At 72.5% G+C, this 22,821-nt stretch carries 23 protein-coding genes; 15 read left to right on the forward strand and 8 right to left on the reverse strand.

The window, feature by feature from the left end; genetic code table 11:
• Window positions 1-422 precede the first annotated feature (422 nt).
• On the reverse strand, window positions 423-1,703 hold the full coding sequence (locus tag HJC40_RS36225) for an MFS transporter (RefSeq protein WP_250007989.1): 1,281 nt from the start codon (window positions 1,701-1,703) through the stop codon (window positions 423-425).
• Between the two features lie 89 nt (window positions 1,704-1,792).
• On the opposite strand from HJC40_RS36225, the gene HJC40_RS36230 reads away from it, so the two are divergent.
• Window positions 1,793-2,440 (forward strand): O-methyltransferase, encoded by a 648-nt coding sequence (locus tag HJC40_RS36230; protein ID WP_250007990.1) that lies wholly within the window; start codon window positions 1,793-1,795, stop codon window positions 2,438-2,440.
• Between the two features lie 59 nt (window positions 2,441-2,499).
• A complete protein-coding gene (locus HJC40_RS36235) occupies window positions 2,500-3,960 on the forward strand; it encodes a GGDEF domain-containing protein (RefSeq protein ID WP_250007991.1) in 1,461 nt (486 codons plus the stop codon).
• Here the strand turns inward: HJC40_RS36235 and HJC40_RS36240 are convergent.
• Both HJC40_RS36240 and HJC40_RS36245 read right to left on the reverse strand, forming a co-directional pair.
• On the reverse strand, window positions 3,909-4,988 hold the full coding sequence (locus HJC40_RS36240; protein WP_250007992.1) for a DUF3866 family protein: 1,080 nt from the start codon (window positions 4,986-4,988) through the stop codon (window positions 3,909-3,911). The genes HJC40_RS36235 and HJC40_RS36240 overlap by 52 nt on opposite strands.
• 10 nt (window positions 4,989-4,998) lie before the next feature.
• Window positions 4,999-6,042, reverse strand: a complete 1,044-nt coding sequence (locus HJC40_RS36245; protein ID WP_250007993.1) for a cation diffusion facilitator family transporter — start codon at window positions 6,040-6,042, stop codon at window positions 4,999-5,001.
• An 89-nt stretch (window positions 6,043-6,131) separates the two neighbouring features.
• Between HJC40_RS36245 and HJC40_RS36250 the strand changes: the two genes are divergently transcribed.
• The 8 genes from HJC40_RS36250 (at window position 6,132) to HJC40_RS36285 (ending at window position 12,697) form a co-directional block, all read left to right on the forward strand.
• A complete protein-coding gene (locus HJC40_RS36250) occupies window positions 6,132-7,112 on the forward strand; it encodes a YafY family protein (protein ID WP_250007994.1) in 981 nt (326 codons plus the stop codon).
• On the forward strand, window positions 7,109-8,071 hold the full coding sequence (locus tag HJC40_RS36255; protein WP_250007995.1) for a YafY family protein: 963 nt from the start codon (window positions 7,109-7,111) through the stop codon (window positions 8,069-8,071). The genes HJC40_RS36250 and HJC40_RS36255 overlap by 4 nt, the downstream gene beginning before the upstream one ends.
• A 15-nt stretch (window positions 8,072-8,086) precedes the next feature.
• Entirely contained in the window at window positions 8,087-8,332 is a 246-nt protein-coding gene (locus tag HJC40_RS36260; protein ID WP_250008150.1) for a hypothetical protein, read from the forward strand.
• Between the two features lie 137 nt (window positions 8,333-8,469).
• A complete protein-coding gene (tatA, locus tag HJC40_RS36265) occupies window positions 8,470-8,820 on the forward strand; it encodes a Sec-independent protein translocase subunit TatA (RefSeq protein WP_250007996.1) in 351 nt (116 codons plus the stop codon).
• Between the two features lie 9 nt (window positions 8,821-8,829).
• Window positions 8,830-9,792 carry a twin-arginine translocase subunit TatC gene (gene tatC / locus HJC40_RS36270; RefSeq protein WP_250007997.1) on the forward strand — a complete coding sequence of 321 codons (963 nt, stop codon included), beginning with the start codon at window positions 8,830-8,832 and terminating at the stop codon, window positions 9,790-9,792.
• Between the two features lie 30 nt (window positions 9,793-9,822).
• Window positions 9,823-10,722: a diacylglycerol kinase family protein gene (locus tag HJC40_RS36275; RefSeq protein ID WP_250007998.1), complete on the forward strand. Its 900-nt coding sequence runs from the start codon at window positions 9,823-9,825 to the stop codon at window positions 10,720-10,722.
• Between the two features lie 30 nt (window positions 10,723-10,752).
• On the forward strand, window positions 10,753-10,986 hold the full coding sequence (locus tag HJC40_RS36280; protein ID WP_250007999.1) for a hypothetical protein: 234 nt from the start codon (window positions 10,753-10,755) through the stop codon (window positions 10,984-10,986).
• A 67-nt stretch (window positions 10,987-11,053) separates the two neighbouring features.
• Window positions 11,054-12,697 (forward strand): alkaline phosphatase, encoded by a 1,644-nt coding sequence (locus HJC40_RS36285; protein WP_250008000.1) that lies wholly within the window; start codon window positions 11,054-11,056, stop codon window positions 12,695-12,697.
• Between the two features lie 3 nt (window positions 12,698-12,700).
• On the opposite strand, the gene HJC40_RS36290 is transcribed toward HJC40_RS36285, so the two are convergent.
• Entirely contained in the window at window positions 12,701-13,045 is a 345-nt protein-coding gene (locus HJC40_RS36290) for a helix-turn-helix domain-containing protein (RefSeq protein WP_250008002.1), read from the reverse strand.
• A gap of 73 nt (window positions 13,046-13,118) precedes the next feature.
• Between HJC40_RS36290 and HJC40_RS36295 the strand changes: the two genes are divergently transcribed.
• Window positions 13,119-13,607, forward strand: a complete 489-nt coding sequence (locus HJC40_RS36295) for a group II truncated hemoglobin (RefSeq protein ID WP_250008003.1) — start codon at window positions 13,119-13,121, stop codon at window positions 13,605-13,607.
• Between the two features lie 62 nt (window positions 13,608-13,669).
• On the opposite strand, the gene HJC40_RS36300 is transcribed toward HJC40_RS36295, so the two are convergent.
• Window positions 13,670-14,410, reverse strand: a complete 741-nt coding sequence (locus tag HJC40_RS36300; RefSeq protein ID WP_250008004.1) for an HAD-IA family hydrolase — start codon at window positions 14,408-14,410, stop codon at window positions 13,670-13,672.
• An 87-nt stretch (window positions 14,411-14,497) separates the two neighbouring features.
• Between HJC40_RS36300 and HJC40_RS36305 the strand changes: the two genes are divergently transcribed.
• The 3 genes from HJC40_RS36305 to HJC40_RS36315 all read left to right on the forward strand — a co-directional run bounded on the left by HJC40_RS36305 (window position 14,498) and on the right by HJC40_RS36315 (window position 19,610).
• Entirely contained in the window at window positions 14,498-17,251 is a 2,754-nt protein-coding gene (locus tag HJC40_RS36305; protein ID WP_250008005.1) for an RNA helicase, read from the forward strand.
• 348 nt (window positions 17,252-17,599) lie between these two features.
• Window positions 17,600-17,944, forward strand: coding sequence for a YciI family protein (locus HJC40_RS36310; RefSeq protein ID WP_250008006.1), 345 nt, complete (start codon window positions 17,600-17,602; stop codon window positions 17,942-17,944).
• A 13-nt stretch (window positions 17,945-17,957) separates the two neighbouring features.
• Window positions 17,958-19,610, forward strand: a complete 1,653-nt coding sequence (locus HJC40_RS36315; protein ID WP_250008007.1) for an RNA polymerase sigma factor — start codon at window positions 17,958-17,960, stop codon at window positions 19,608-19,610.
• Window positions 19,611-19,740: 130 nt separating this feature from the next.
• Here the strand turns inward: HJC40_RS36315 and HJC40_RS36320 are convergent, their stop codons facing one another.
• The gene (locus HJC40_RS36320; RefSeq protein WP_250008009.1) at window positions 19,741-20,325 is read right to left on the reverse strand and encodes a TetR/AcrR family transcriptional regulator; all 585 of its coding nucleotides are present in this window, start codon (window positions 20,323-20,325) and stop codon (window positions 19,741-19,743) included.
• 21 nt (window positions 20,326-20,346) lie between these two features.
• On the opposite strand from HJC40_RS36320, the gene HJC40_RS36325 reads away from it, so the two are divergent.
• Window positions 20,347-20,838, forward strand: coding sequence for a DUF2306 domain-containing protein (locus HJC40_RS36325; RefSeq protein WP_284044226.1), 492 nt, complete (start codon window positions 20,347-20,349; stop codon window positions 20,836-20,838).
• 130 nt (window positions 20,839-20,968) lie between these two features.
• On the opposite strand, the gene HJC40_RS36330 is transcribed toward HJC40_RS36325, so the two are convergent.
• On the reverse strand, window positions 20,969-22,186 hold the full coding sequence (locus tag HJC40_RS36330) for an MFS transporter (protein ID WP_250008011.1): 1,218 nt from the start codon (window positions 22,184-22,186) through the stop codon (window positions 20,969-20,971).
• Entirely contained in the window at window positions 22,183-22,740 is a 558-nt protein-coding gene (locus HJC40_RS36335; protein ID WP_250008012.1) for a helix-turn-helix domain-containing protein, read from the reverse strand. The genes HJC40_RS36330 and HJC40_RS36335 overlap by 4 nt, the downstream gene beginning before the upstream one ends.
• Window positions 22,741-22,821: the final 81 nt, after the last annotated feature.

Consider the following 22,821-nt stretch of genomic DNA (forward strand, 5'->3'; position numbering starts at 1 on the left):
CACCAAAGAAGGCCTCTCCAAAAAAGAGATCATCCGCTGCCTCAAACGATATGTCGCCCGCGAGCTCTACCAGCTCATCACCGCCAACGACCCACAACCAACCCCTTGACATCCATAGGAGCATCCCAGGGACGTGAGGGGGACGCTACATCGATGTCAAGCGGGCGGCGCCGTTCTGTCCACAGGCGGTCAGAGGGGCGCCGCTCTGTCCACAGGCGGGTGGACCTCGGGGCCGGCGCCGCCCACAGGGGCCCGATCCGCCGCCGATCGCTGGCGACAGCGAGTGCCCGGCCATCTGTGGAGAGGAGCCGGCCGCACCGTGACCAACGTGTCCGGCCGAACGCCGCTGTCAGGGGCGGCCCTCAGGTATGAGAACGGCCCCTGACGGAGAGGCGATGCCACCGCGACCGGCGGCGAGTAGCTCAGGAGCGTGCGACCCGTTCGTGCCGCAGCTCGGCGTCGATCGCGTCCGGGGCGCCGCCGAACTCGTCGGCCACCTCGCCCTCCACCGCCGGCTCGGCCGTGTCCAGCCGCTTGTCGGCGTCGGCGAGCATGCGGTGGCCGGTCGACAGCACCAGCACCCCGAGCAGCACGGCGACCGCGCCGGCCACGAAGGGGACGTGGATGTTCCAGTGGTCGACCATCTTGCCGGCCACGAACGGGGCCAGGCCGCCGCCGATGAAGCGGACGAAACCGTACGTGGCCGAGGCGATCGGCCGCTCGACGGGGGACACGAGCATGACCGCCTGGGTGGTCAGCGTGTTGTTGATGCCGACCATGATGCCGGAGAGGATCACGCAGACGATCAAGGCCCAGCGGACGTCGGTGAACAGCCCGATCAGCAGTAGGAGCACGGCGAAGGAGCCCAGCGCCCCGTACAGCGACGGCGCGGTGCCGAAGCGGGCCTGCAGGCGGGGCGCGCCGACGATCGAGAAGACGGCGACGAGCATGCCCCAGCCGAAGAACACGAAGCCGAGCTGGATGGCCGAGAGTTCCATGGGGTACGGCGCGTAGCCGAGCATCGTGAAGAAGCCCCAGTTGTAGAACAGGGCGGCCACGCACATGGTCAGCAGGGAGCGGTGCCGCAGGGCCAGCAGCGGCTCGCTCAGGGAGATCTTGCGCGGCGGCGGGGGAGTCTTGTCGAGCAGTGTCACCGTGGCGATCAGCGCCACGGCCATCAGGGCGGCGACGCCGAAGAACGGGCCGCGCCAGCTGATGTCGCCGAGCAGGCCGCCGATGAGCGGGCCGGCGGCGATGCCGAGGCCGAGGGCCGCCTCGTAGAGGACGATCGCGCCGGCGAAGCCGCCGGAGGCGGAGGCGACGATGACCGCCAGCGACGTGGCGATGAACATGGCGTTGCCCAGGCCCCAGCCGGCGCGGAAGCCGACGATGCCGCCGATCGAGCCGGACAGGCCGGCCAGCGCGGAGAAGACGACGATCACGGCGAGGCCGGTGATCAGGGTGCGCTTGGGTCCGATGCGGCTGGACACCCAGTTGACGCCGAGCATGGCGATCGCGGTGACCACCAGGTAGCTGGTGAACAGCAGGCTGACCTGGCTCGGACTGGCGTGCAGCTGTGCGGACAGCGCCGGCAGGATCGGGTCGACCAGGCCGATGCCCATGAAGCTGACGACACAGGCGAACGCGACCGCGAAGACCGCTTTCGGTTGTTTGAACAGGCTGGCGCCTGGCGCAGCGCTCACTGCGGACCTCCGTACGTCGATAGTCGCCCTGAATCATAAGTGCCTTATGCATACAGCCGCAAAGGGGTGAGACGTACGAGACTGACCGGATGAGCGACATCATCGACCCGGCCATCGGCGACTACCTGCTGGCGCACTGCACCCCCGCCGACCAGGTGCTGCGCGACCTCGCGGCCGAGACCCGGGACGCCTTCCCCGACGAGTCCGGCATGCAGATCTCGCACGACGAGGGCGAGCTGCTGACCATGCTGGTCCGGCTCACCGGCGCCCGGTACGCGGTGGAGATCGGGGTGTTCACCGGCTACTCCTCGATCTGCATCGCCCGCGGCCTGCCCCCGGACGGCCGGCTGCTGGCCTGCGACGTCTCCGAGCGGTTCACCGACGTGGCCCGCCGCTACTGGGCGCGGGCTTCGGTCGACCAGGTGATCGAGCTCAACCTCGGGCCGGCGATCGAGACGGTCCGGGCCCTGAGCCGCGAGCCGATCGTCGACTTCGCCTTCGTCGACGCGGACAAGACCGGCTACCCGGGCTACTACGAGGAGCTGGTGCCACGGCTGCGGCCGGGCGGGCTGATGGTGCTCGACAACGTCCTGCGCGGCGGCCGGGTGCTCGACCCCGCGAACGAGCCGGACGTGGTGGTGCGCGACCTCAACGACCGGATCGTGGCCGACGAGCGCGTCGAGTCGGTCATGCTCCCCGTACGGGACGGGGTGACGCTGGTCCGCAAGCGCGGATAGCAACCGGACCGCACCCGGGAGCGGCCCCGATTCTCACCGGCGTGGCGTTGTCTGGACGGATGCCGAAGGCCTTCGCGATCACTGCTGCCCTGGCCGTCGTTCTCTATCAGTTCGTGCCCGACGACCCGTGGTGGGTGGCGGGCTGGCAGATGGCCATCGGCTACGCCGCGGTCGGGGCGGTCCTGGTCGGCGCCCGGCGGTTGCCCCGCGGGGAGCGGCTGCCCTTCCGGCTGTTCGCGGCCGGGCTCGGCGCGAACGTCACCGGCATCGGCGTGGCCGTGTTCTGCGACGAGGTGCTGCACCTGGTCGACCTGCCGACCCCGGCCGATCCGCTGTTCCTGCTGCTCTACCCGTTCTGCGCGGCCGGCATCGCGGTGCTCATCCGGCGGCGCGAGACCGGCCGGGACTGGACAGCGATGGTCGACGCGACCACGATCACGACCGGTTTCGGGCTGCTGGCCTGGGTGTACGTGATCGCGCCGTCGGCCGGCGGCGGCCAGATCACCATGCTGGGCGAGGCCACCCAGGCCGCGTACCCGATCGGCGACCTGGTCATGATCGCCATGATGGCCCGGCTCCTGCGCGGTGGCGGCCGGCGCGGCGCGGCGTTCTGGTGGGTGACCGCCTCGCTGGCCACGTTCCTGCTGGGCGACGTCGCCTGGGTCGTGATCGGCCACCTGATCGACCTGGGCTTCGCGATCGAGGACCTCGCGTGGTTCAACCGGGCCGTCGAGTCGATCTTCCTGGTGGCGTTCGCGCTGTTCGGCGTCGGGGCGCTGCACCACGACGCGCGCACGCTGGGGGCGCCGGCCGGACCGGCCGTCGCGCGCCTCGGCCGCGTACACCTGGCCCTTCTGACCCTGGCGTCGCTGGTCGCGCCCGCGGTGCTCGCGGTGCAGCTGGCTCAGGGCGCCGTCACCGACGGTTTCGCCATCGTGATCGCCTCGGTGGCGCTGTTCTCGCTGGTGGTGGCCCGGATGGCCCAGTTGCTGCGGCAGGTCGAGCAGCAGGCGCAGCAGGTCCGGGAGCTGGCCCGGCGCGACGAGCTGACCGGGCTGCCCAACCGGCGGGCCTGGAACGACGAGCTGCCCCGGGCCCTGGAGCACGCCCGCCGCGACGGACGGCCGGTCAGCGTGGCGGTGCTCGACCTCGACCGGTTCAAGCTGTTCAACGACACCTACGGCCACCCGGCCGGGGACCGGCTGCTGCACTCGTCGGCCGCGGCCTGGTCGGCCTGCCTGCGCGCGGCCGACACGCTGGCCCGCTACGGCGGCGAGGAGTTCGTCGTGCTGCTGCCCGACGCGACCGAGGCCCAGGCGCGTGAGGTCGTCGAACGGGCGCTGGCCGGCACACCGCTGGGGCAGACGTTCTCGGCCGGCGTGGCGCGCTGGGACGGCAACGAGACGTCGGACGAGCTGATCGAGCGGGCCGACACCGCGCTCTACGAGGCCAAGGCGGCCGGGCGCAATCAGATCAGGGAGGCGGCGAACCGGCCCGCCGCGGCCGCCGCCATGAAGTAGGCGTGGTCCTGGTCGAGCTTGCGGCCCATCGTCGACAGGGGCACCGGGCTGGCCCGCAGCGCCTCGTCGAGCCCGTCGACCGGCACCCGGGGCAGGCGGTGCCTCGCCGCCAGCGGCGCCAGCGCCGCGTCGATCTCGGCGGCCAGGCCCGGCTCGAGGCCGTCGGGCACCGGCAGGTCGGCGGTCAGCAGCGCCACCTTCCCGTACGCGGTGAGGCTGTGGTGCGACACGCCCCGGTGCCGCGGCCGTCCGTCGCCGGTCGAGAGGCGCAGCGACCCGACCGGCCGCCCGCCGAGCGTGCCGATGGCGTTGATCGCCTCACCCAGCGCGACGCCGGAAAACCCCCACGTTGTGCCCGTGCCCAGATTGCCCGGCCCCTGCGCGACGACCGTGACGTCGGCCCGCAGCACGTGGCGGGCGGCGAGGAGCCCGGTGTGCACGGTGCTCGCCTCGAGGTCGCCACCGAACGCCTGCCCGGTCGTGATCGTGCCGGCCAGCTGGTCGCGCAGCCCGTCGAGGGTGCGCGAGAACCACGCCGGGAGAGCCCCGCCGTCGGTCATCACATACGCGATCCGGGCCCCGGGCCGGTCGAGGCGGACGGCGGCGACGACGGCCGGGAGCGCGGAGTGCAGGTCGGCCGTGACCACCGGCATGCCCTCGAGCGACGTGGCCGCGGCCATGACCTCGCGGTGCGGGGAGGCTTCCTCGTCGACCCCGAGCCGGATGGCCTGCAGCGGCGTGTAGCGGGCCTTGACCAGGTGACCGGCGTCGCGATCGGTGCCGGCGTCGGGCGGATCGGCCGGCAACCGGTCGGGCAGCGCGACGACCAGCGCGTACCCGCCGGTGCCGAGGCCCATGACCAGGGCGCCGACGTTGAGCAGCACCCGGTCGCCCGGCCGGGGCTCGCCGACCAGCTCCGGATAGGCCAGCGCGCGCACCGGGCCGTCGTCGGTCGTGACCTCGAGCTCGGCCGCGCCGTGCCACCGCCGCCGCACCGCCTGGACCGTCCCCGATCGCCACCGCACCATGGCCGGAACCCTATTCGACCCCGCCGTCGACGTGGTTGCGGCCCGCCGAGCCCCGGGTCGGGTCGAGGAACACGTAGCGGATCTGCGGGTAGCGGGCCCGCAGGCGGCGCTCGGCCTCGTCGCTGGCCGCCTCGATGGCGCCGCCGTTGACGTCGTTCCGGAAGTCGACCTTGGCGGCGACCAGGATCTCGTCCGGGCCGAGCTGCATGGTCAGCAGCGTCGGCACGGACACCACGGCCGGGATCGAGGCCAGGTCGGCGGAGATCTCGTTGTGCATCCGGCGCGGCACGGCCCGGCCGACCAGCAGGGAGGCGTTGGCCCGAGCCAGGGTCACGGCGACCAGCAACAGCAGCAGGCCGATCAGGATGGAGGCGATGCCGTCCCACATCCCGTTCCCGGTGACCTCGGTCAGGGCCAGCCCGCCGGCCGCGACGATCAGGCCGATCAGCGCGGCCGAGTCCTCGAAGTAGACCGCCTTGACCGTGGTGTCGGAGGTCAGCCGCAGGAACCGGAACGGCGAGACGCCCCAGCGCCGGGACTCGCCGGCGACCTGGCGGCGGGCGCGCAGGAACGAGGTGCCCTCGGCGACGAACGAGAGCGCCAGCACCAGGTACGACCAGAGGTACTCGCCGGTGTGCTCGCCGTCGACGATCGTCTCGACGCCGTGGTAGATCGAGAAGCCGGCGCCGGCCACGAAGGTGAACACCGCAGCGATGAACGCCCAGACGAAGCTCTCCTTGCCGTACCCGAACGGGTGCTCTTCGTCAGCCGGGCGGGCGCCGCGGCGCAGCGCGACGAAGAGGAAAACCTCGGTGATGGTGTCGGCCAGCGAGTGGGCCGACTCGGACACCATGGCGGCCGATCCCGACACCAGACCGGCGAGGAGCTTGGCCACGGCGATGGCCAGGTTGGCCAGGCCGGCGATGACGACCGTGCCCACACTCTCGTTCTCCGGCTCTTCGGACCCTTCGGGCGAATCGCTCGGGCTCAGCGGCAGCGCAGCGGCCAGACCGACCGGGAGCTGCTCTTCAGGGGTCTCTGCGGTGCTCACCATGGCCTATCTTTCCGCGGTTCGCCCGCCGGAAACCGCCCGCGGCTGGCGTGTACGTCACGTCGGCGTCCACCCTGCTAGCGTTGCCAACCGTGTCGCGCACCCGCACTGAGCGCCTGGTGAACCTGGTGATCTGCCTCCTGTCGACGCGTCGGTTCCTGACCGCCGCGCAGATCGCCGCGACGGTGCCGGGCTACGAGCACGACCCCGAGGACCCACGCGACCACGAGGCCTTCCAGCGCAAGTTCGAACGCGACAAGGCCGAGCTGCGCGAGCTCGGCGTTCCGCTCGAGACCGGTACGGCCAGCGTCTTCGACCAGGAGCCGGGCTACCGCATCGCGCACCGGGAGTACGCGCTGCCCGACATTCTGCTCGAGCCCGACGAGGCCGCCGCGGTGGGCATCGCGGCCCGCCTCTGGCAGCACGCCGGCCTGGCCGCCGCGGCGTCGTCCGGCCTGGCCAAGCTGCGCGCGGCCGGGGTCGAGGTCGACCCGCAGGCCACCCTCGGGGTCGAGCCGGTGGTCACCGTCGACCCGGCGTTCGGCCCGCTGACCAGCGCGGCCCGCGACCGGCGGGCGGTCACGTTCAGCTACCGGGTGCCCGAGGTCGACGACCCGGCCACCCGCCGCCTCGAGCCGTGGGGCGTGGTCTGCTGGCAGGGGCGGTGGTACGTGGTCGGTCACGACCGCGACCGGGCCGCCACCCGCTGCTTCCGTCTGTCGCGGATCGTCGGCGCGGTCAAGCCGCTGGGCCGGCCGGGCGCGTTCACCCCGCCCCAGAACGAGGACCTGATCAGCCACGTCGCCCAGTGGTCGGGGCCGGTGCCGCACACCGGCCGCGCCACCGTGACCGCGCGGCCCGGCCGGGCCGCCGGGTTGCGGCGCTGGGCCACCGACTCGGTGCCGGGGCCGGACGGCGACCGGCTGACCATCCCGTACTCGGACGCCGAGCGCCTGGCCGCCACGATCGTCGGCTACGGGCCCGACGTGCGCGCCGACGGCCCGCCCGAGGTCCGCGAGGCCGTCATCCAGCTGCTCAAGGAGGTCGTGGCCCGGCACGAGGTGGCGGCATGACCGGCCCCCGGCAGAGCGCCGACCGGCTCGGCCGGCTGCTCCTGCTCGTCCCGTACCTGCTGGCCCGGCCCGGGATCCTGGTCGCCGAGGCGGCGGCCGACCTGGGGGTCAGCGAGCGGCAGCTGCGCGAGGACCTGGAGCTGCTCTGGGTGTGCGGCCTGCCCGGCTACGGCCCGGGCGACCTGATCGACATGGCGCTGGACGGCGACCGGGTGACGATCAGCCACGACGCCGGCATCGACCGGCCGCTGCGCCTCACCCAGGACGAGGCCCTGGCGCTCGTGGTGGCGCTGCGGATGCTGGCCGAGACCCCGGGCACCGGCCACCGCGACGTGATCGAACGCGCCCTGGCCAAGATCGAGAGTGCGGCCGGCGACCTGGCCGACGCGCCGGTCGCCGTGCGGCTGCCGGCCAACAGCAAGCGCGTCGACAAGGTGCGGTCCGCGGTCGAGAGCGGGCACGCGCTGCGGATGACCTACTACACGGCGGCCCGCGACGAGACGACCGAACGCGTCGTCGACCCGATGCGGGTGCTGATGGTCGGCGGCAAGGCGTACCTGGAGGCGTGGTGCCGCCGGGCCGAGGGGACCCGGCTGTTCCGCATCGACCGCATCGACGACTTCACCGAGCTCGACGAGCCGTCCCGCCCGCCCGCCGACGCCGTCCCGCACGACGTCAGCGACGGCGTCTTCCGCCCGACCCCCGACCTGCAGCTGGTCACGTTGCGGGTGGGCCGGGGCAGCCGGTGGATCACCGAGTACTACCCGGTCGAGGAGGTGCGCCGCAGCGGGGGCGAGGAGTGGGTCGTGACCATGCGGGTCACCGACCTGGGCTGGGCGCAGCGGCTGCTGCTCGGCCTCGGGCCCGACGTCACCGTGGTCGGCCCGCCGGAGCTGCTGCGCCGGATCCACGAGCAGGCCACGGCCGCGCTCGACCAGTACAGCACCCCCGGCCGGTAGGGTGACCCGGTGCTGATGTGGATCTGGATCGCCGTGGTCGTCGTCGCCCTGCTCATCCTCGGAGCGGCCGGGGTGCGCCTGTTCGGCCGGCTCGACGGGCTGCACCGGGCGGCCGTGCGGCTGCAGAGGCGGCAGGCCGAGGCGGCCAGGGTGCAGCAGAGTGCCCTCACGCTGCAGGAAACGGTGCTCGCGGTGCAGCAGCGGGCCGAGCTCGTGCAGGAGCACGTCGAGGCGTTGTCACCGGCGTCGAAGAAAGCCTAGGCCGCGGCGTTCCTTCCCCGTTGTCCAAGGATTTGGGCGATGGTGGCGAAACCCGTGAGGGTCCGTGGGCTGCATCACCAGTTTTGACACGTACGATGGACCCCGCACAACTTGATCCGACCGACTGGAGTTAACCCATGGGCGTCCTCAAGCCATGGCACATCATCGTTTTCGTGGTCGTCCTCGTGCTGCTGTTCGGCGCGAAGCGGCTGCCGGACGCGGCGCGGTCGCTGGGCCGGTCGCTGCGGATCATCAAGGCCGAGACCAAGGGCCTGGTCGACGACGACAACGTCGCTGAGAAGGCCGAGCCGCCGTACTCGCGCCAGCCGCTCAACGGCGAGGTGCAGCAGCCCTACCAGCCGCAGGGCTACCAGCAGACGCCGCCGCCGCAGAACTACCAGCAGCAGGCGCCCCCGCCGCAGGGTTACGCCCAGCAGCCGCCGGCGCAGCCCTATGTCGACCCGGTGCAGCGCACCAACGATCGCTGACCCGCGGGCATGAAGCTAGCCCTTCGCCGTCAGGGGCCCACCAAGTTTCAGCAGGCCTCCGACGGTTCCATGACGCTGATCGACCACATCCGGGAGCTCCGTAACCGGCTGTTCATCGCCTCGCTGGGTCTCATCGTCGGTCTGATCATCGGCTTCATCGTGTCGCAGCCGGTGTTCCACCTGCTCGAGCAGCCCTACTGCCGGTTGCCGTCGTCGATCGCCATCAACGCCGACGGCACGCCGTATTGCGACTGGGTCGTGCTGAACGTCACGGACACGCTGATCCTGCGGCTCAAGATCGCGCTGTGGGTCGGCCTGATCGTCGGGTCACCGGTCTGGCTCTATCAGTTGTGGGCGTTCATCGCCCCGGGCCTGCACCGTCACGAGCGCAAGTGGGCGTACGTGTTCGTTGCGATCGCCGCCCCGCTGTTCGCCGCGGGCGGAGTGCTGGCCTACTTCGTGGTCGGTCACAGCCTCGCGTTCATCATGGAAGCCGGTGTGCTCGGCGAGGCCACGAAACTCGAGGTCTCGTCGTACGTCGGCTTCGTCACCAACATGATCTTGATTTTCGGGGTGGCCTTCGAGTTCCCGTTGATCTTGCTGATGCTCAACTTCACCGGTGTGGTCTCGGCGAAGAAGCTGCTCAGCTGGTGGCGGATCGTGGTCTTCCTGTCGTTCGCGTTCGCCGCGATCGCCACGCCCGACCCCGGCCCGTTCGGCATGACGCTGCTGGCGCTCTGCATGGTGGTGCTCTACCTGATCGCGACCGGTGTGGCGGCGCTCAACGACCGCCGCAAGGGCCGCAAGGAGGAGATCTACGCCGAGCTCGACGACGACCAGATCTCGCCGCTCGAGGAGGAGCGGGTGCCGGTCGGCGCGTTCGACCCGGTCGAGGCCCCGTCCCCGATCGAGGCGCCCGAGCCGGTCGCCCGGCCCCGGCCGCTCGAGGGACGCTTCGACGACATGACGTGAGCCATCGCCGGGCGGCTATGCTGCCCGGCTGTGACGAGCTTCGAGATCGCGGTGCTGGCCAACCCCACAGCGGGGCGCGGCCGGCACCGCGATCTGGTTTCCGGGGTTCTGCGCCGGCTGGACGGCCCGGGGCGTACGGTCCGGTTGCTGGAGGCCCACAGCGGCGCCTCCGCCGAATCGGCCTGCCATGCCGCTGTGGCGGCCGGGGTGAGCGCGGTCGTCGCCGTCGGCGGGGACGGGACCGTCCACCGGGCGTTGCAGGCTGTCGCCGAGCAGCCCGTCGGCTTCGGGGTGATCCCGGCCGGCACCGGCAACGACTTCGCCGCCGCCGTCGGGATGCCGGACGACCCCCTCGCGGCGGCCGGCGTCGTCGTGGAGGCGCTCGCGTCGGGCCGGCACACCCCGATCGACCTGGCCCGCGCCGTGAACCCCGGCGGTGAGGTCCGCTGGTTCGGGGCCGTGCTCGCCGGCGGGTTCGACGCGCTGGTCAACGAGCGGGCCAACCTGATGCGCCGGCCGCGCGGCCCGCGCCGCTACGACCTGGCCATCCTGCTCGAGCTGGCCCGGCTGCGCCCCCGCGCGTACACGCTCGAACTCGACGGGGTGGACCGCAGCTTCGAGGGGATGCTGGTGGCCGTGGGCAACAGCGCCAGCTACGGCGGCGGCATGCGCATCCTGCCCGGCGCCGACCCCACCGACGGGCTGCTCGACGTCCTGATCGCCGCGCCGTTCGGGCGGGCCGCGCTGGCCCGGCTCAAACCCCGGCTGCGGCGGGGCACCCACGTCACCGATCCCCGCGTCACCGTCCATCGGGCCCGCCACGTCCGCCTGCGGTCCGAGGGGATCATCGCGTACGCCGACGGGGAGCGCCTCGGACCTCTGGACCTCGACCTGACGTGCGAGCCGGGTGCGGTTCGGTTGCTCCGCTGAACTTGTCATCAGATCGCGGCGGACCGGCCGATGGGGGAGGTCATGCAGATCAACTCGTTCAGCTCGTTCGCCACCTCCGCCTACGACACCGTCCGCTCGAACCTCAAGAGCATGGCCGAGGCCGCCGCCGAGCAGCGCACCCCCGAGGTCGTGCCCGCTCCCGTTCCCGCCCCCGCGCCGGTCCCCGCCGCCGACCCCGCCGCCGCCGAAGGATCCGCCGTCAAGGGGCAGCGCCAGGGCGTCAGCCTCGACGCGTATGCCTAAACCGGTCTTTCCCGACGCTTAAGGTCAGGACCGATTCGATTCCATCTATGCCCGCGAGGCTGCGGGCATGGTCCTCTCGAGAAGAACCCTCCTGCTCAGTTCGGCGGCGGCCGGCGTCGCCGGCGCCGCGACCACGTGGCCGCTCGCCGCCACCGCCGCGCCCTACCGCGGCCCGCTGCGGACCGACCCGTTCACCCTGGGCATCGCCTCGGGCGACCCCGAACCGGACGGCTTCGTGCTCTGGACCCGCCTCGCACCGGCGCCGCTGGCCGACGACGGCCTGGGCGGCATGCCGTCGCGCGTCGTGCCCGTGCAGTGGGAACTGGCCGCCGACGAGCGGTTCCGCCGGATCGTGCGGCGCGGGGTGACCACGGCCCGCCCCGAGTCGGCGCACGCCGTGCACGTCGAGCTGCACCACCTGCTGCCCGGCCGTGAATACTTCTACCGCTTCCGGGCCGAGGGCTACGTCTCGCCCGTCGGCCGCACGCGCACCGCCCCGCCGCTGTGGGCCACCGGCGGCACGCTGGCGATGTCGTTCGCCTCCTGCTCGCAGTACGAGCACGGCTACTTCACGGCGTACCGCCACCTCGCCGCGGACGAGCCCGAGCTGATCCTGCACCTGGGCGACTACCAGTACGAGTACCAGGCCGGCGTCTACAACGTCCCCGGCGGCAACCCGCGCGACCACGCCGGGCCCGAGACCGTCACGCTGGCCAACTACCGGCAGCGCCACGCCCAGTACAAGACCGACGCCGACCTGCAGGCCGCGCACGCCGTCGCGCCCTGGGCGGTGGTCTTCGACGACCACGAGGTCGAGAACAACTGGGCCGACGAGGTGCCCGAGCAGGCCGACCCGGCGTTCCCGGCCCGGCGCGCGGCCGCCTTCCAGGCCTACTACGAGAACATGCCGCTGCGCCGTACGTCGATCCCGCACGGCGTCGACATGCAGCTCTACCGGCGGCTGCACTGGGGCCGGCTGGCCACGTTCCACCTGCTCGACACCCGGCAGTACCGCGACGACCAGGCGTGCGGCGACGGCTACAAGGACTGCGCCGAGGCGTACGACCCGGCCCGCTCGATCACCGGCGAGCGGCAGGAGAAGTGGCTGCTCGACGGCTTCCGCCGGTCGTCGGCCCGCTGGGACGTGCTCGGCCAGCAGGTGTTCTTCGGTCAGCGCGACAACAACTCGGGCCCGCAGGTGGTGACCAGCATGGACTCGTGGGACGGGTACGCCGCCTCCCGCGACCGGATCACCCGGGGCTGGGTCGACGCCGGCGTCCGCAACCCGGTCGTGCTCACCGGCGACGTCCACGCGCACTGGGCCGACGAGCTGAAGCTGGACTACGCCGACCCGACCTCGAAGACCGTCGGCACCGAACTGGTCTGCTCCTCGATCACCTCGACCGGCAACGGCGCCGACGTGGCGAGCGGGCAGCACCCGTGGGCGGCCTGGAACCCGCATCTGCGCTTCTACAACAACCAGCGCGGGTACGTCCGTACGCGGATCGCCCCGGACGGGATGACGGCGGACTTCCGCGTCGTGCCGTTCGTGACCACGCCCGGCGCGCCGGTCCACACCCGGGCCACTTTCGTCGTCGAGGACCGGGTGCCCGGTCTGCAGCAGACGGCCGACAACCCCACGCCGTCGACCCTGCGCTCGGCGGCCGACCTCGGCGCGGAGACCGTACGGCAGGAGACCGAGCGCCCCTGACCCTCAGCCGCCGCCCACGGCCGCGATCGGCGTGCCGGTGCGGCCGGCCCTGGCCTGGCCCCAGTCGTAGAGCGCTTGCAGCACCGGGGCCAGGCTGTGCCCCTCGGCGGTGAGCCGGTAGTCGACGTGCGGCGGGACGGTCCGGTGGTCGTGCCGGGCGACCAGGCCGTCCCCCTCCAGCTCGCGCAGCTGCTGGGTCAGCACCTTCTCGCTGATGCCGGGCATCCGGCGGCGCAGCTCGCCGTAACGGTGCGTGCCCTCCTTGAGGTGGGCCAGGATCACCGCCCGCCACCGGCCGCCGATCACGTCGAAGGTCACCTCGACCGGGCAGTGGTACACCTTGCTCATCTCGCCTCCGGGCGGGCACGAACCGGAAAGTGCGTACTTGCCGGGCCCGGGCGCGGATGGTGCGCTGGTCCCCGTGGTTACCGAGTACACCAGCAACGAGACCGCCGCGCCGCCCTCCCTCTTCGCGTGGGCGGGCGGCCTGGACGCCCTGACCACGCTGTGCGAGGCCTTCTACCGGCTCGTCCGCGCCGACGACCTGCTCGCCCCGGTGTTCGCCGGGATGTCGCCCGACCATCCCCGCTACGTGGCGTTGTGGCTGGCCGAGGTGTTCGGCGGGCCGGCCGGCTACACGGCCGAGCGGGGTGGCTATCCGCACATGCTGCGCATGCACCTCGGCAAGGCGATCACCGAACCGCAGCGCCGCCGCTGGGTCAACCTGATGCAGGACGCGGCCGACGAGGTGGGTCTGCCGGCCGACCCGGAGTTCCGCGCGGCCTTCGTCGGCTATCTCGAGTGGGGTACGCGGCTGGCCCGGGAGAACTCACAGCCCGGCGCCGACCCGGTGCGCCGGGCTCCGGTGCCCCGGTGGGGGTGGGGTGTCGCCCCGCCCTACCAGGGTTGATCGGCCTCTCCGGCGGCGCAGCCGGGCGGGGCCGTTTCAGGCTGCGCCCGGGTGGGGCCGTTTCAGGCTGCGCAGCCGGCCAGGGCCAGCGTGGCGCCGAGGCCGTTGGGGCGGCCCGGCTCGGCGGCCGGCAGCACCAGGGCGGCACAACCGGCCCGCACCGCGCCCGCGTCGGCCGGGGTGTCGCCGACCATCAGCGTACGCTCGGGATCGGCGCCCAGCATGCCGCAGGCCCGCAGGAAGATGGCCGGGTCGGGCTTGATCCGGCCGACCTCGTAGCTCAGCGCGTACGCGTCGATCAGCGGGGTCATGCCCCAGGCGTCGAACAGCGGCCGGATGTCGAACCCGACGTTGCTGACCACGGCCACCTTGATGCCGGCGTCGTGCAGCGTGCGCAACGTGGGCTCGGTGTCGGGATAGGGCAGCCAGCCGCCGGGCTCGAGCAGCCGGTCGTAGAGCGCGTCGGGCAGGCCCTCGACGTCGGTGGTCACGGTCGCCGCCAGGCCCGTGTAGGCGGCCCGGTGGCTCTGGGCGTACAGATCCCGGTCGGCCCAGTGCTCGGCCAGCTGCGGCGGCACCCGGTGCGGCAGCGGTCCGCCGGCCCGCCCGGCGGTGACCAGCCGGTCGGCCAGCACGGTCGCCTTGCCCCGGTCGAGCTCGCGGCCACAGGCCGCGGCGGCGGCCAGCACCCAGGTCACCGGGTCTTCCACCTGGGCCAACGTGCCGTGGAAGTCGAACAGCACGGCGTCGACCTGACGGTGCGGCCGATGGGGAGGGTGGTCGGTCGATGCAACATCCGGCACGGGTGCACCATACCCACCACGCCGAGTGGACCGGGACGCAACCGCCCGTGCTGCTTCTTGTCATACGTCCGGACTAGCCTTGTGGTCATGACGAGTCCCGCCGAGAGGTATGCGCAGTCCCAGCGGCGGGCGGCCAGGGTGGCCGAGTTTCCGGCGCTCGAGGATTTCATGCTCGACGTCGGCTTCGACCTGGACGATTTCCAGCGAGCCGCCTGCGAGTCGCTCGAACGTGGCAGTGGCGTGCTCGTGTGCGCCCCCACCGGTGCCGGCAAGACGGTGGTCGGTGAGTTCGCCGTCCACCTCGCCCTGCGGGCCGGCGAGCGTAAGTGCTTCTACACGACGCCGATCAAGGCGCTGTCCAACCAGAAATACCACGACCTGGTCGAGCGCTACGGCCCCGACCAGGTCGGCCTGCTGACCGGCGACAACGCCATCAACGGCGACGCCCCCGTGGTCGTGATGACCACCGAGGTGCTGCGCAACATGCTGTACGCGGGCTCGTCCGCGCTGAAGAACCTGGCCTACGTCGTGATGGACGAGGTGCACTACCTGGCCGACCGGTTCCGCGGCGCGGTCTGGGAAGAGGTGATCATCCACCTCCCGGCCTCGGTGACCCTGGTGTCGCTGTCGGCCACGGTCAGCAACTACGAGGAGTTCGCCGACTGGCTGGTCACCGTGCGCGGCACGACCGAGGTCGTGGTCAGCGAGCACCGGCCCGTGCCGCTCTGGCAGCACATGCTCGTCGGCCGGCGGATGTTCGACCTGTTCCACGACGCCGACGCGGCCAAGAAGCACGACGTGCACCCCGAGCTGCTGCGGTACACCCGGGAGATGGAACGGCGGCTCGAGTTCACCGACCGCGCGCACGGCCCCGGCCGCGGCGGTCGCGGGCGCCGCTGGCAGCCGCCGCCGCGCCCCGAGGTGGTCGACCGGCTCGAGCGGGCCGACCTGCTTCCGGCCATCCTGTTCATCTTCAGCCGGGCCGGCTGCGACGCCGCCGTACAGCAGTGCCTGTCGGCCGGGCTGAGGCTGACCGGGGCCGAGGAACGCGCCGAGATCCGCCGCATCGCCGAGGCCAAGGTGGCCAGCATCCCCCGCGAGGACCTGTCCGTCCTGGGCTACTGGGAGTGGCTCGACGGCCTCGAGCGCGGCATCGCGGCCCACCACGCCGGCATGCTGCCCGCCTTCAAGGAGGCGGTCGAGGAGTGCTTCGTCCGGGGGCTGGTCAAGGCCGTGTTCGCCACCGAGACGCTGGCCCTGGGCATCAACATGCCGGCCCGCTGCGTCGTGCTCGAACGGCTGGTCAAGTTCAACGGCGAGGCCCACGTCGACCTCACCCCGGGCGAGTACACCCAGCTCACCGGCCGGGCCGGCCGTCGCGGCATCGACGTCGAGGGCCACGCGGTGGTGCTGTGGAGCCCCGAGGTCGACCCGCGGCACGTGGCCGGGCTCGCCTCCACGCGCACCTACCCGCTGCGGTCCTCGTTCCGGCCCTCCTACAACATGGCCGTCAACCTGGTCGGCACGGTCGGGGCCGACAAGGCCCGTGAGCTGCTCGAGTCGTCGTTCGCCCAGTTCCAGGCCGACCGCTCGGTGGTCGGCCTGGCCCGCCAGGTGCAGCGCAACGTCGAGACCATGCAGACGTACGCGAACGACGAGGCCTGCCACCACGGCGACTTCGACGAGTACTTCGCCCTCCGGATAGCCATCGCCGACCGGGAACGCGCCATCGCCCGTCAGGGCGCGTCGCAACGCCGCTCCGCGGTGGTCACCTCGCTGGAGCGGCTGCGCGTCGGCGACGTCATCCGGGTCGCCCAGGGCCGCCGCGCCGGCCTGGCCGTGGTGCTGGAGGCGCCGACCGGCGGCTTCGGCGAGCCCCGCCCGATGGTGCTCACCCAGGACAGGTGGGCCGGCCGGGTCAGCCCGGCCGACTTCTCGGGCGAGGCCGAGGTGCTCGAGCGCATCCGCGTGCCGAAACACTTCAACCCGCGCTCGCCCGCCGCCCGCCGCGACCTGGCCGCCCAGGTCAGCGCGACCGGCCACGACCGGCACGGCAGCAGCCGGCGCCGTTCGCGCGGCGGCGACACCGGCGAGGACGCCGAGATCGCCCTGCTCAAGATGCAGATGCGGCAGCACCCGTGTCACGCCTGCCCCGACCGCGAGGACCACGCCCGCTGGGCCGAGCGCCGGCACCGCCTGCAGCGCGACACCGACGCCCTGCGCGACAAGGTCGCGGGCCGCACCGGCTCGCTGGCCCGCACGTTCGACGAGGTGTGCGCGGTGCTGGCCGACCGCGGCTACCTGACCGAGACCGGCGACGTCACCGAGACCGGCCGCATGCTGGGCCGCATCTGGTCGGAGGCCGACCTGCTGGTGGCCGAGTGCCTGCGGCACGGCGTCTGGGACGGGCTGGACCCCGAGGAGCTGGCCGCGGCCGTGTCGATGGTGCTCTACGAGTCGCGCCGCGAGAGCGACGACCGCGCCTCGGTGCCCAAGGGCGCGATCACCGAGGCGGTCGACGAGTGCGGCAAGCTGTGGGCCGACATCGCCGGCGACGAGGCCGAGCACGGGCTGACGCTGACCCGTGAGCCCGATCCCGGCTTCGTGTGGCCGATGTACCGCTGGGCGCGGGGCGAGCCGCTGGCCAAGGTGCTCGCCAGCGGCCACAACTACGACGCCGACATGCCCGCGGGCGACTTCGTCCGCTGGGCGCGGCAGGTGCTCGACCTGCTGGGCCAGCTCCGCGAGGCGTCGGCCGCCTCCCAGGAGCTGCGCGACACGGCCCGCAAGGCGATCACGGCGATCAACCGGGGGGTGCTGGCCTACCACGCCGGCATGTGACAGCGGCTCGTGCCGGGTCTCGGGTCTCGTCGTTCGGGGTCCGGAGCCGGAGCCGGCGCCGGCGGTGTTGTTGTTCGCGCGCCCCGCCCCGCCTCGTCCGCCCCGCGGCGCAGAGCTTCGCCGTCGGCGGGTCGGCGTTGTGAGGGTGGCGTGGCGGCGGATCAGGGTTCTCGACGTTCGCGGGTCTCGACGTTCGCGGGTCTCGACGTTCGCGCGTCTCGAGGTTCGCGGGTCTCGTCGTTGGCCGTGTTTCGGGGCCTTGATTTCTGGCGAAAAATTCTGCGAGGGTGTCGAAGAACGGGATCCTCGTTCGTGTAGGTGGCGAGACACCGATCACGAGGAGGAACGATGAAGCAGTATCTGCTCAGCATCTATCAGCCCGACGGAAACCCGCCGCCGCCGGACGTGCTCGAACCGATCATGGCGGAGCTCGGGAAGCTGAACGACGAGATGAAGGCTGCGGGCGCCTGGGTGTTCGCGGCCGGGCTGCATCCGCCGTCGACGGCGACCGTCATCCGCGACAAGGACGGCGACGCACTGCTCACGGACGGCCCGTTCACCGAGGGCAAGGAACACCTGGGCGGTTTCACGATCGTCCAGGCGGCAGACCTGGACGAGGCGCTGAGCTGGGGCAGCCGCCTGGCGGGCGTGCTGGCGCCGCTCGCGATCGAGGTCCGGCCGATCGCGTGGTGAAGAACCGGCGGGCATGACCGAGATCGAGCGGATCTTCCGAGCGGAGTACGGCCGGGCTGTCGCGGTCCTGATCCGGCACTTCGGTGACATCGACGTCGCCGAGGAAGCCGTGCAGGACGCCTTCGTCACGGCCGTGCTCCGCTGGCCCCGCGACGGCATCCCGGCCAGCCCGGCCGGCTGGATCATCACCACGGCGCGGAACCGGGCGCTCGACCGCGTCCGTCGCGAGAGGACCCGCGCGGAGCGCGAGTCGGAGGCGGCGCGCGCCCAGTGGGATGCGGCGGCCGCCCACGCCGACGACGACATGGCGGCGGCTCGGGCTGGCTGGGATGCGGCAGTGGCCCGCGCCGAACGGGACGCGGCGGCTCGCGCCGACGGGACCTCGGCGGCACCGGCTGAACGGGGCCTGGCGGCTCGAGCCGAAAGGGACGCGGCTGCCCGAGCCGGAGAGAAGGCGGCAGTGGTTCGCGTCGAAGGGGCCCTGGCGGCTCGGGCCGAAGAGGACGGGGCGGCGGCCGGCGCTGCAGGTGATGCGGCGGTGGCTCGGGCCGGGGGTGATGCGGCGGCGACCGGCGCTGCGGGTGATGCGGCGGTGGCTCGCGTCGAAAGGGATGCGGCGGCTCGGGCTGGATGGGATGCGGCGGGCCGTGTCGAGCGGCCGGGGGCTGCTGAGGGCGGGCTGGAGTCGGCTGTGGGCGGAGAGGAGGGCGGCGGTGTGGTGGACGACCGGCTTCGGCTGATTTTTACGTGTTGTCATCCGGCGTTGGCGCCGGCGGCCCGGGTCGCGCTGACGTTGCGGCTGCTCGGTGGGCTCACGACCGTGGAGATCGCGCGGGCGTTCCTGGTGCCGGAGACCACCATGGGGCAGCGGTTGTCGCGGGCCAAGGGCAAGATCCGGGACGCGGGGATTCCCTATCGGGTGCCGCGCGACGAGGAGTTGCCCGACCGGCTGGGCGCGGTGCTCTCGGTGCTCTATCTGATCTTCAACGAGGGGTATGCGGCCGGGGCCGGGCCGGCGTTGACCCGCGACGATCTGGCGAACCAGGCGATCCGGCTGGCCCGGCTGCTGGTGGCGCTCATGCCGGACGAGCCGGAGGCGCGCGGTCTGCTCGCGCTGATGCTGCTGGTCGAGGCTCGGCGGCCCGCACGGACAACGGCCGACGGTGACGCCGTGTCACTGTCGGACCAGGACCGTACGTTATGGAACCGCGCGCTCGTCACGGAGGGTCAGGCGCTGCTGCGGGACTGTCTGCGTCGCGGTCGCCCGGGCACGTATCAGCTGCAGGCCACCATCAACGCGGTGCACGCCGACGCGGCCACGGCGGCGGAGACGGACTGGCCGCAGATCCTGCGGATCTACGACCACCTGGCCGCGCTCGCCGGTGGGCCGATCGTCGCGTTGCACCGGGCGGTGGCCGTGGCCGAGGTGCACGGCCCGGCGATGGCGCTGGCCATCGTGGACGACCTCGACGGACTCGAACGGCACCACGTGTGGCACGTCGTCCGGGCTGATCTGCTGCGCCGGCTGGGTCGGGTCGCGGAAGCCGCCGAGGCGTACGGGAAGGCTCGGGATCTGGCCGGGAACGCCGCGGAGCGGGCCTTCCTCGAGCGGCGCGCGGCCGCGTTGCCGGCTCGCCCGGAAGGTCCTCCGCCGGGTGCGCGATGAGGTCGGCCCGGGAACGGGAGGCCGGCGTGGCTGAGGACTTGGAGGTAGAGGTCCGGAGGTCGTTCCAAACAGGTGGCTCGGCGTGGCTGAGGGGCTTGGAGGTCGAGGCCTCCGGCGGGTGCGGACGGGGTCAGGTCAGGAACGGCAGGCCGGCGTAGTCGAGGGCTTCGAGGTAGAGCTGCTGCGGGTCGGCTATCGGGGGGAGCTGGCCGTTGAGCTCGAGGTTGACCATGCCGTGTGAGACGGCCCAGAGGTGCAGGGCGATGCGCTGTGGGTCGCCGTCGGTGAAGACGCCGGCGGCCTGGCAGCGGGCGACCCCGGCTACCAGGGGCTGATAGGAGAGGTCGGCGGCCGCGCGGTCGTCGGCGCCGGGGCTGAACTCGGGGACGATCCGGCCGAACATCAAGCCGTACAGGTGGGGGCTTTCGAGGGCGGCGCGGCGGTAGGCCAGTCCGAGCTCGGTGAGGTCGGTCAGCGGCTCGTCGGTGTGGGGGACCGCGTCGAGGGCCGCGCCGAGCCGCCGGAATCCCTCACGGTGCATGGCGCCCAGCAGGCCGTTCTTGTCGCCGAAGAGCGTGTACACCGGCATCGTCGACACACCGGCCTGGGCGGCCAGTTTGCGGAGCGACAAACCGGCCGGGCCCTGCTCGCCCAGGAGCCGGGCCGCCTCGTCGACCAGGCGGACGGTCAGCTCGGGTCCATTGACTGTCGGCACGTCCGCCACTATAACGGTGTTATGGCAAATAACGCCGTTATCGTGCTGCATGCCGGAGGAGCGACCGTTGCGATGGCGCTGGGGGCGTACAACCTGGCCCGACGGCCCAAGGGGAACCGGCCGCACCGCTGGATCGGGCGGGTCTGGGTCGGCGCTATGTACTGGACGATCCTCAGCTCGTTCGCGATCCAGGAGCTGCGTCCGGGGCGCTTCAGCTGGATCCACGGGCTGTCGGCGTTCACCTTCGTGACGTTGTCGATCGGCTTGTGGGCTGCCGTCACCCATCGCGTCGAGGCGCACAGACAGTTCATGATCGGGTCGTATCTGGGCCTGCTGGGCGCCTTTGTGGGGGCTGTCGTCGTGCCGTCGCGGGACATTCCGCAGTGGACGGTGCACGAGCCGGCCGGGCTGGCTCTCGGGCTCGTCGTCTGCCTGCTGATCGCCGGCGCCGTCGTTCGAGCCGCGTCGTCGAGCCGCACGCCGGCCGTCCAAGCCGCTACCCGTCGCCGGTAAAGGACGCCGGGATGCTCGGTCCTTGTAAGCCGGGTGCGGCAAGAGTGCCCGGTGAAGCGGTGGGCGCCGGGACGCTCGGTTGAGCGGAGACGCGTACCCGAAGGTCTGTCGAGGCGAACCGGCTCGGCCGTCAGGCGACGGTGGCGGGCTCGGGGTGCTCGGTCCAGCGCAGGCCCGTGCCCAGGGTGGCGGTCAGGGCCGACGCGGCTACGGCGGCGGCGAAGAACAGGATCGCGGTGGTGGGGCCTTGCCAGGCCAGCAGCGCACCGGCCACCAGCGGCGCCGAGGCGGCCAGCGACGTGGCGGCGACCATGATGACGCTGATGACGCGGCCCTGGAGGCGGTCGGGGGTGATGGCGGCCTGATAGCCGAAGAGGGCGGCGTTGCCGGCCGGGCCCAGGAAGACGGTCAGGGCCACGGGGATCGCGGCGGCGAGGCCGGAGCTGAGCAGCGCGGCGGTGGCCAGCAGGGCGGCGGCGGCCCAGCACAGGGTGCGGACCAGCGGCACCAGGCCCACGCGGCGCTGAATGGCGGGGGCGGCGAACGCGCCGAGCAGGCCGCCCGCCGCGACGATGGTCTCGGTCAGGCCGATGACGGCGGGGGCGGTGTCCTGGCGCTGCAGGGAGACGATGACCGTGAAGATGACGCCGGTGATGGCGAAGTTGAGCGGCGCGGCCACCAGCATCGCCGCCCGCAGGAACGGGTGGGTGAGGACGAATCGGATGCCCTCGGCCAGCGCTGCCCCGTACGCCTGCGGCTTGTCTTCCCGCTGCGCCTGCAACGGCTTCCGGATGAAGGACACGGCGATGATCGAGACGAGGGACGAGACGACATTGGCGGCGAACGGCACGGCGTGGCCCAGGCCGAAGAGCAGGCCGCCCAGAGGCGGTCCGGCCAGCGCGGTGCCGTAGGAACGGGCCTCGTTGCGGGCGACCGCGGCGGGGAGTTGCTCGACGGGCACGATGCTGCGCAGCGACGCGTCCTCGGCGGTCGAGAAGACGGCGCTCGCGGCCGCGTCCACGACGGCGACCGCCAGGATCAGCGCGAGCCCGGCCCGGCCGGTGAGCACGGACGCGGTCAGGGCGGCGAAGGCGATCAGGCGTACGGCATCAGCGGCGAGCAGCGCCCGGCGCCGGTCGACCCGGTCGACGAGCACCCCGGCGGGCAGCCGGAACAGCAGACGCGCGGCCTCCGTGGCGGTGCCGACGAGGCCGGCGCTGACCGGGGAGCCGGTCTTGGTCAGGACAAGCAACGCGAGGGCCAGCGAGGCGATGCCATCGCCCAGGTCGGACAGCGACTGCGAGGTCCACAGGAGGTTGAACTCGCGGTTGCGCCCCAGGCTTGTCACCGCTGCGTCCGTCGGGGATAGGTGTGCAGGACGACCAGAACCGTCTCGGCGCCGGGTCCGGGATCGTCGGCCTCGCGGATGAGCTCGGCGATCCGCTCGCGGAGCCGTTCCAGGCCGGCCGGGGTCGTCCGGACCGGGTAGTCCGAGCTGGCCGCGGCGGCGGACCACTCCGGGCTCCAGCGTTGATGCGCCGCCTCCGCGAGGAACTGGTCGACAACCTGGTCGTACAGGGCGCGCGACGCACGAGTGACGGCCGCGGCGTCCTCCTGCGAGGCATCGGTCCACAGAGTTGTGGCGTGGGCCGCCTTCCACCAGCGTTCCCGGCCGTGCGCGCCGCGGCCCTGCTCGGGCGCCTCGACCACGAAACCGTGCCGGGCCAGCAGGCGCAGGTGGTGGCTGGTCTGACCGGAGTCGGTGCCCAGCCGGCGAGCCAGGATCGCCGAGGTGGCCGGGCCGTCGAGCCGCAGCGAGCCGACGATGCCCATGCGCAGGGGGTGGGCCATCGCCCGCATCATCGCGGCGTCGCTCAGGACGACCGTGTTCTTGTCAGCCATGGCGGAGACGCTAGGGGCGGAGCGGATCGGGCGGCAAGCGACCTATGCATAGGTCCTCTGCATCGAATCCGCGCTCTCAGG

Origin of the sequence: Actinoplanes sp. M2I2, from assembly GCF_023544445.1 — a bacterium.
Lineage (GTDB): Bacteria > Actinomycetota > Actinomycetes > Mycobacteriales > Micromonosporaceae > Actinoplanes.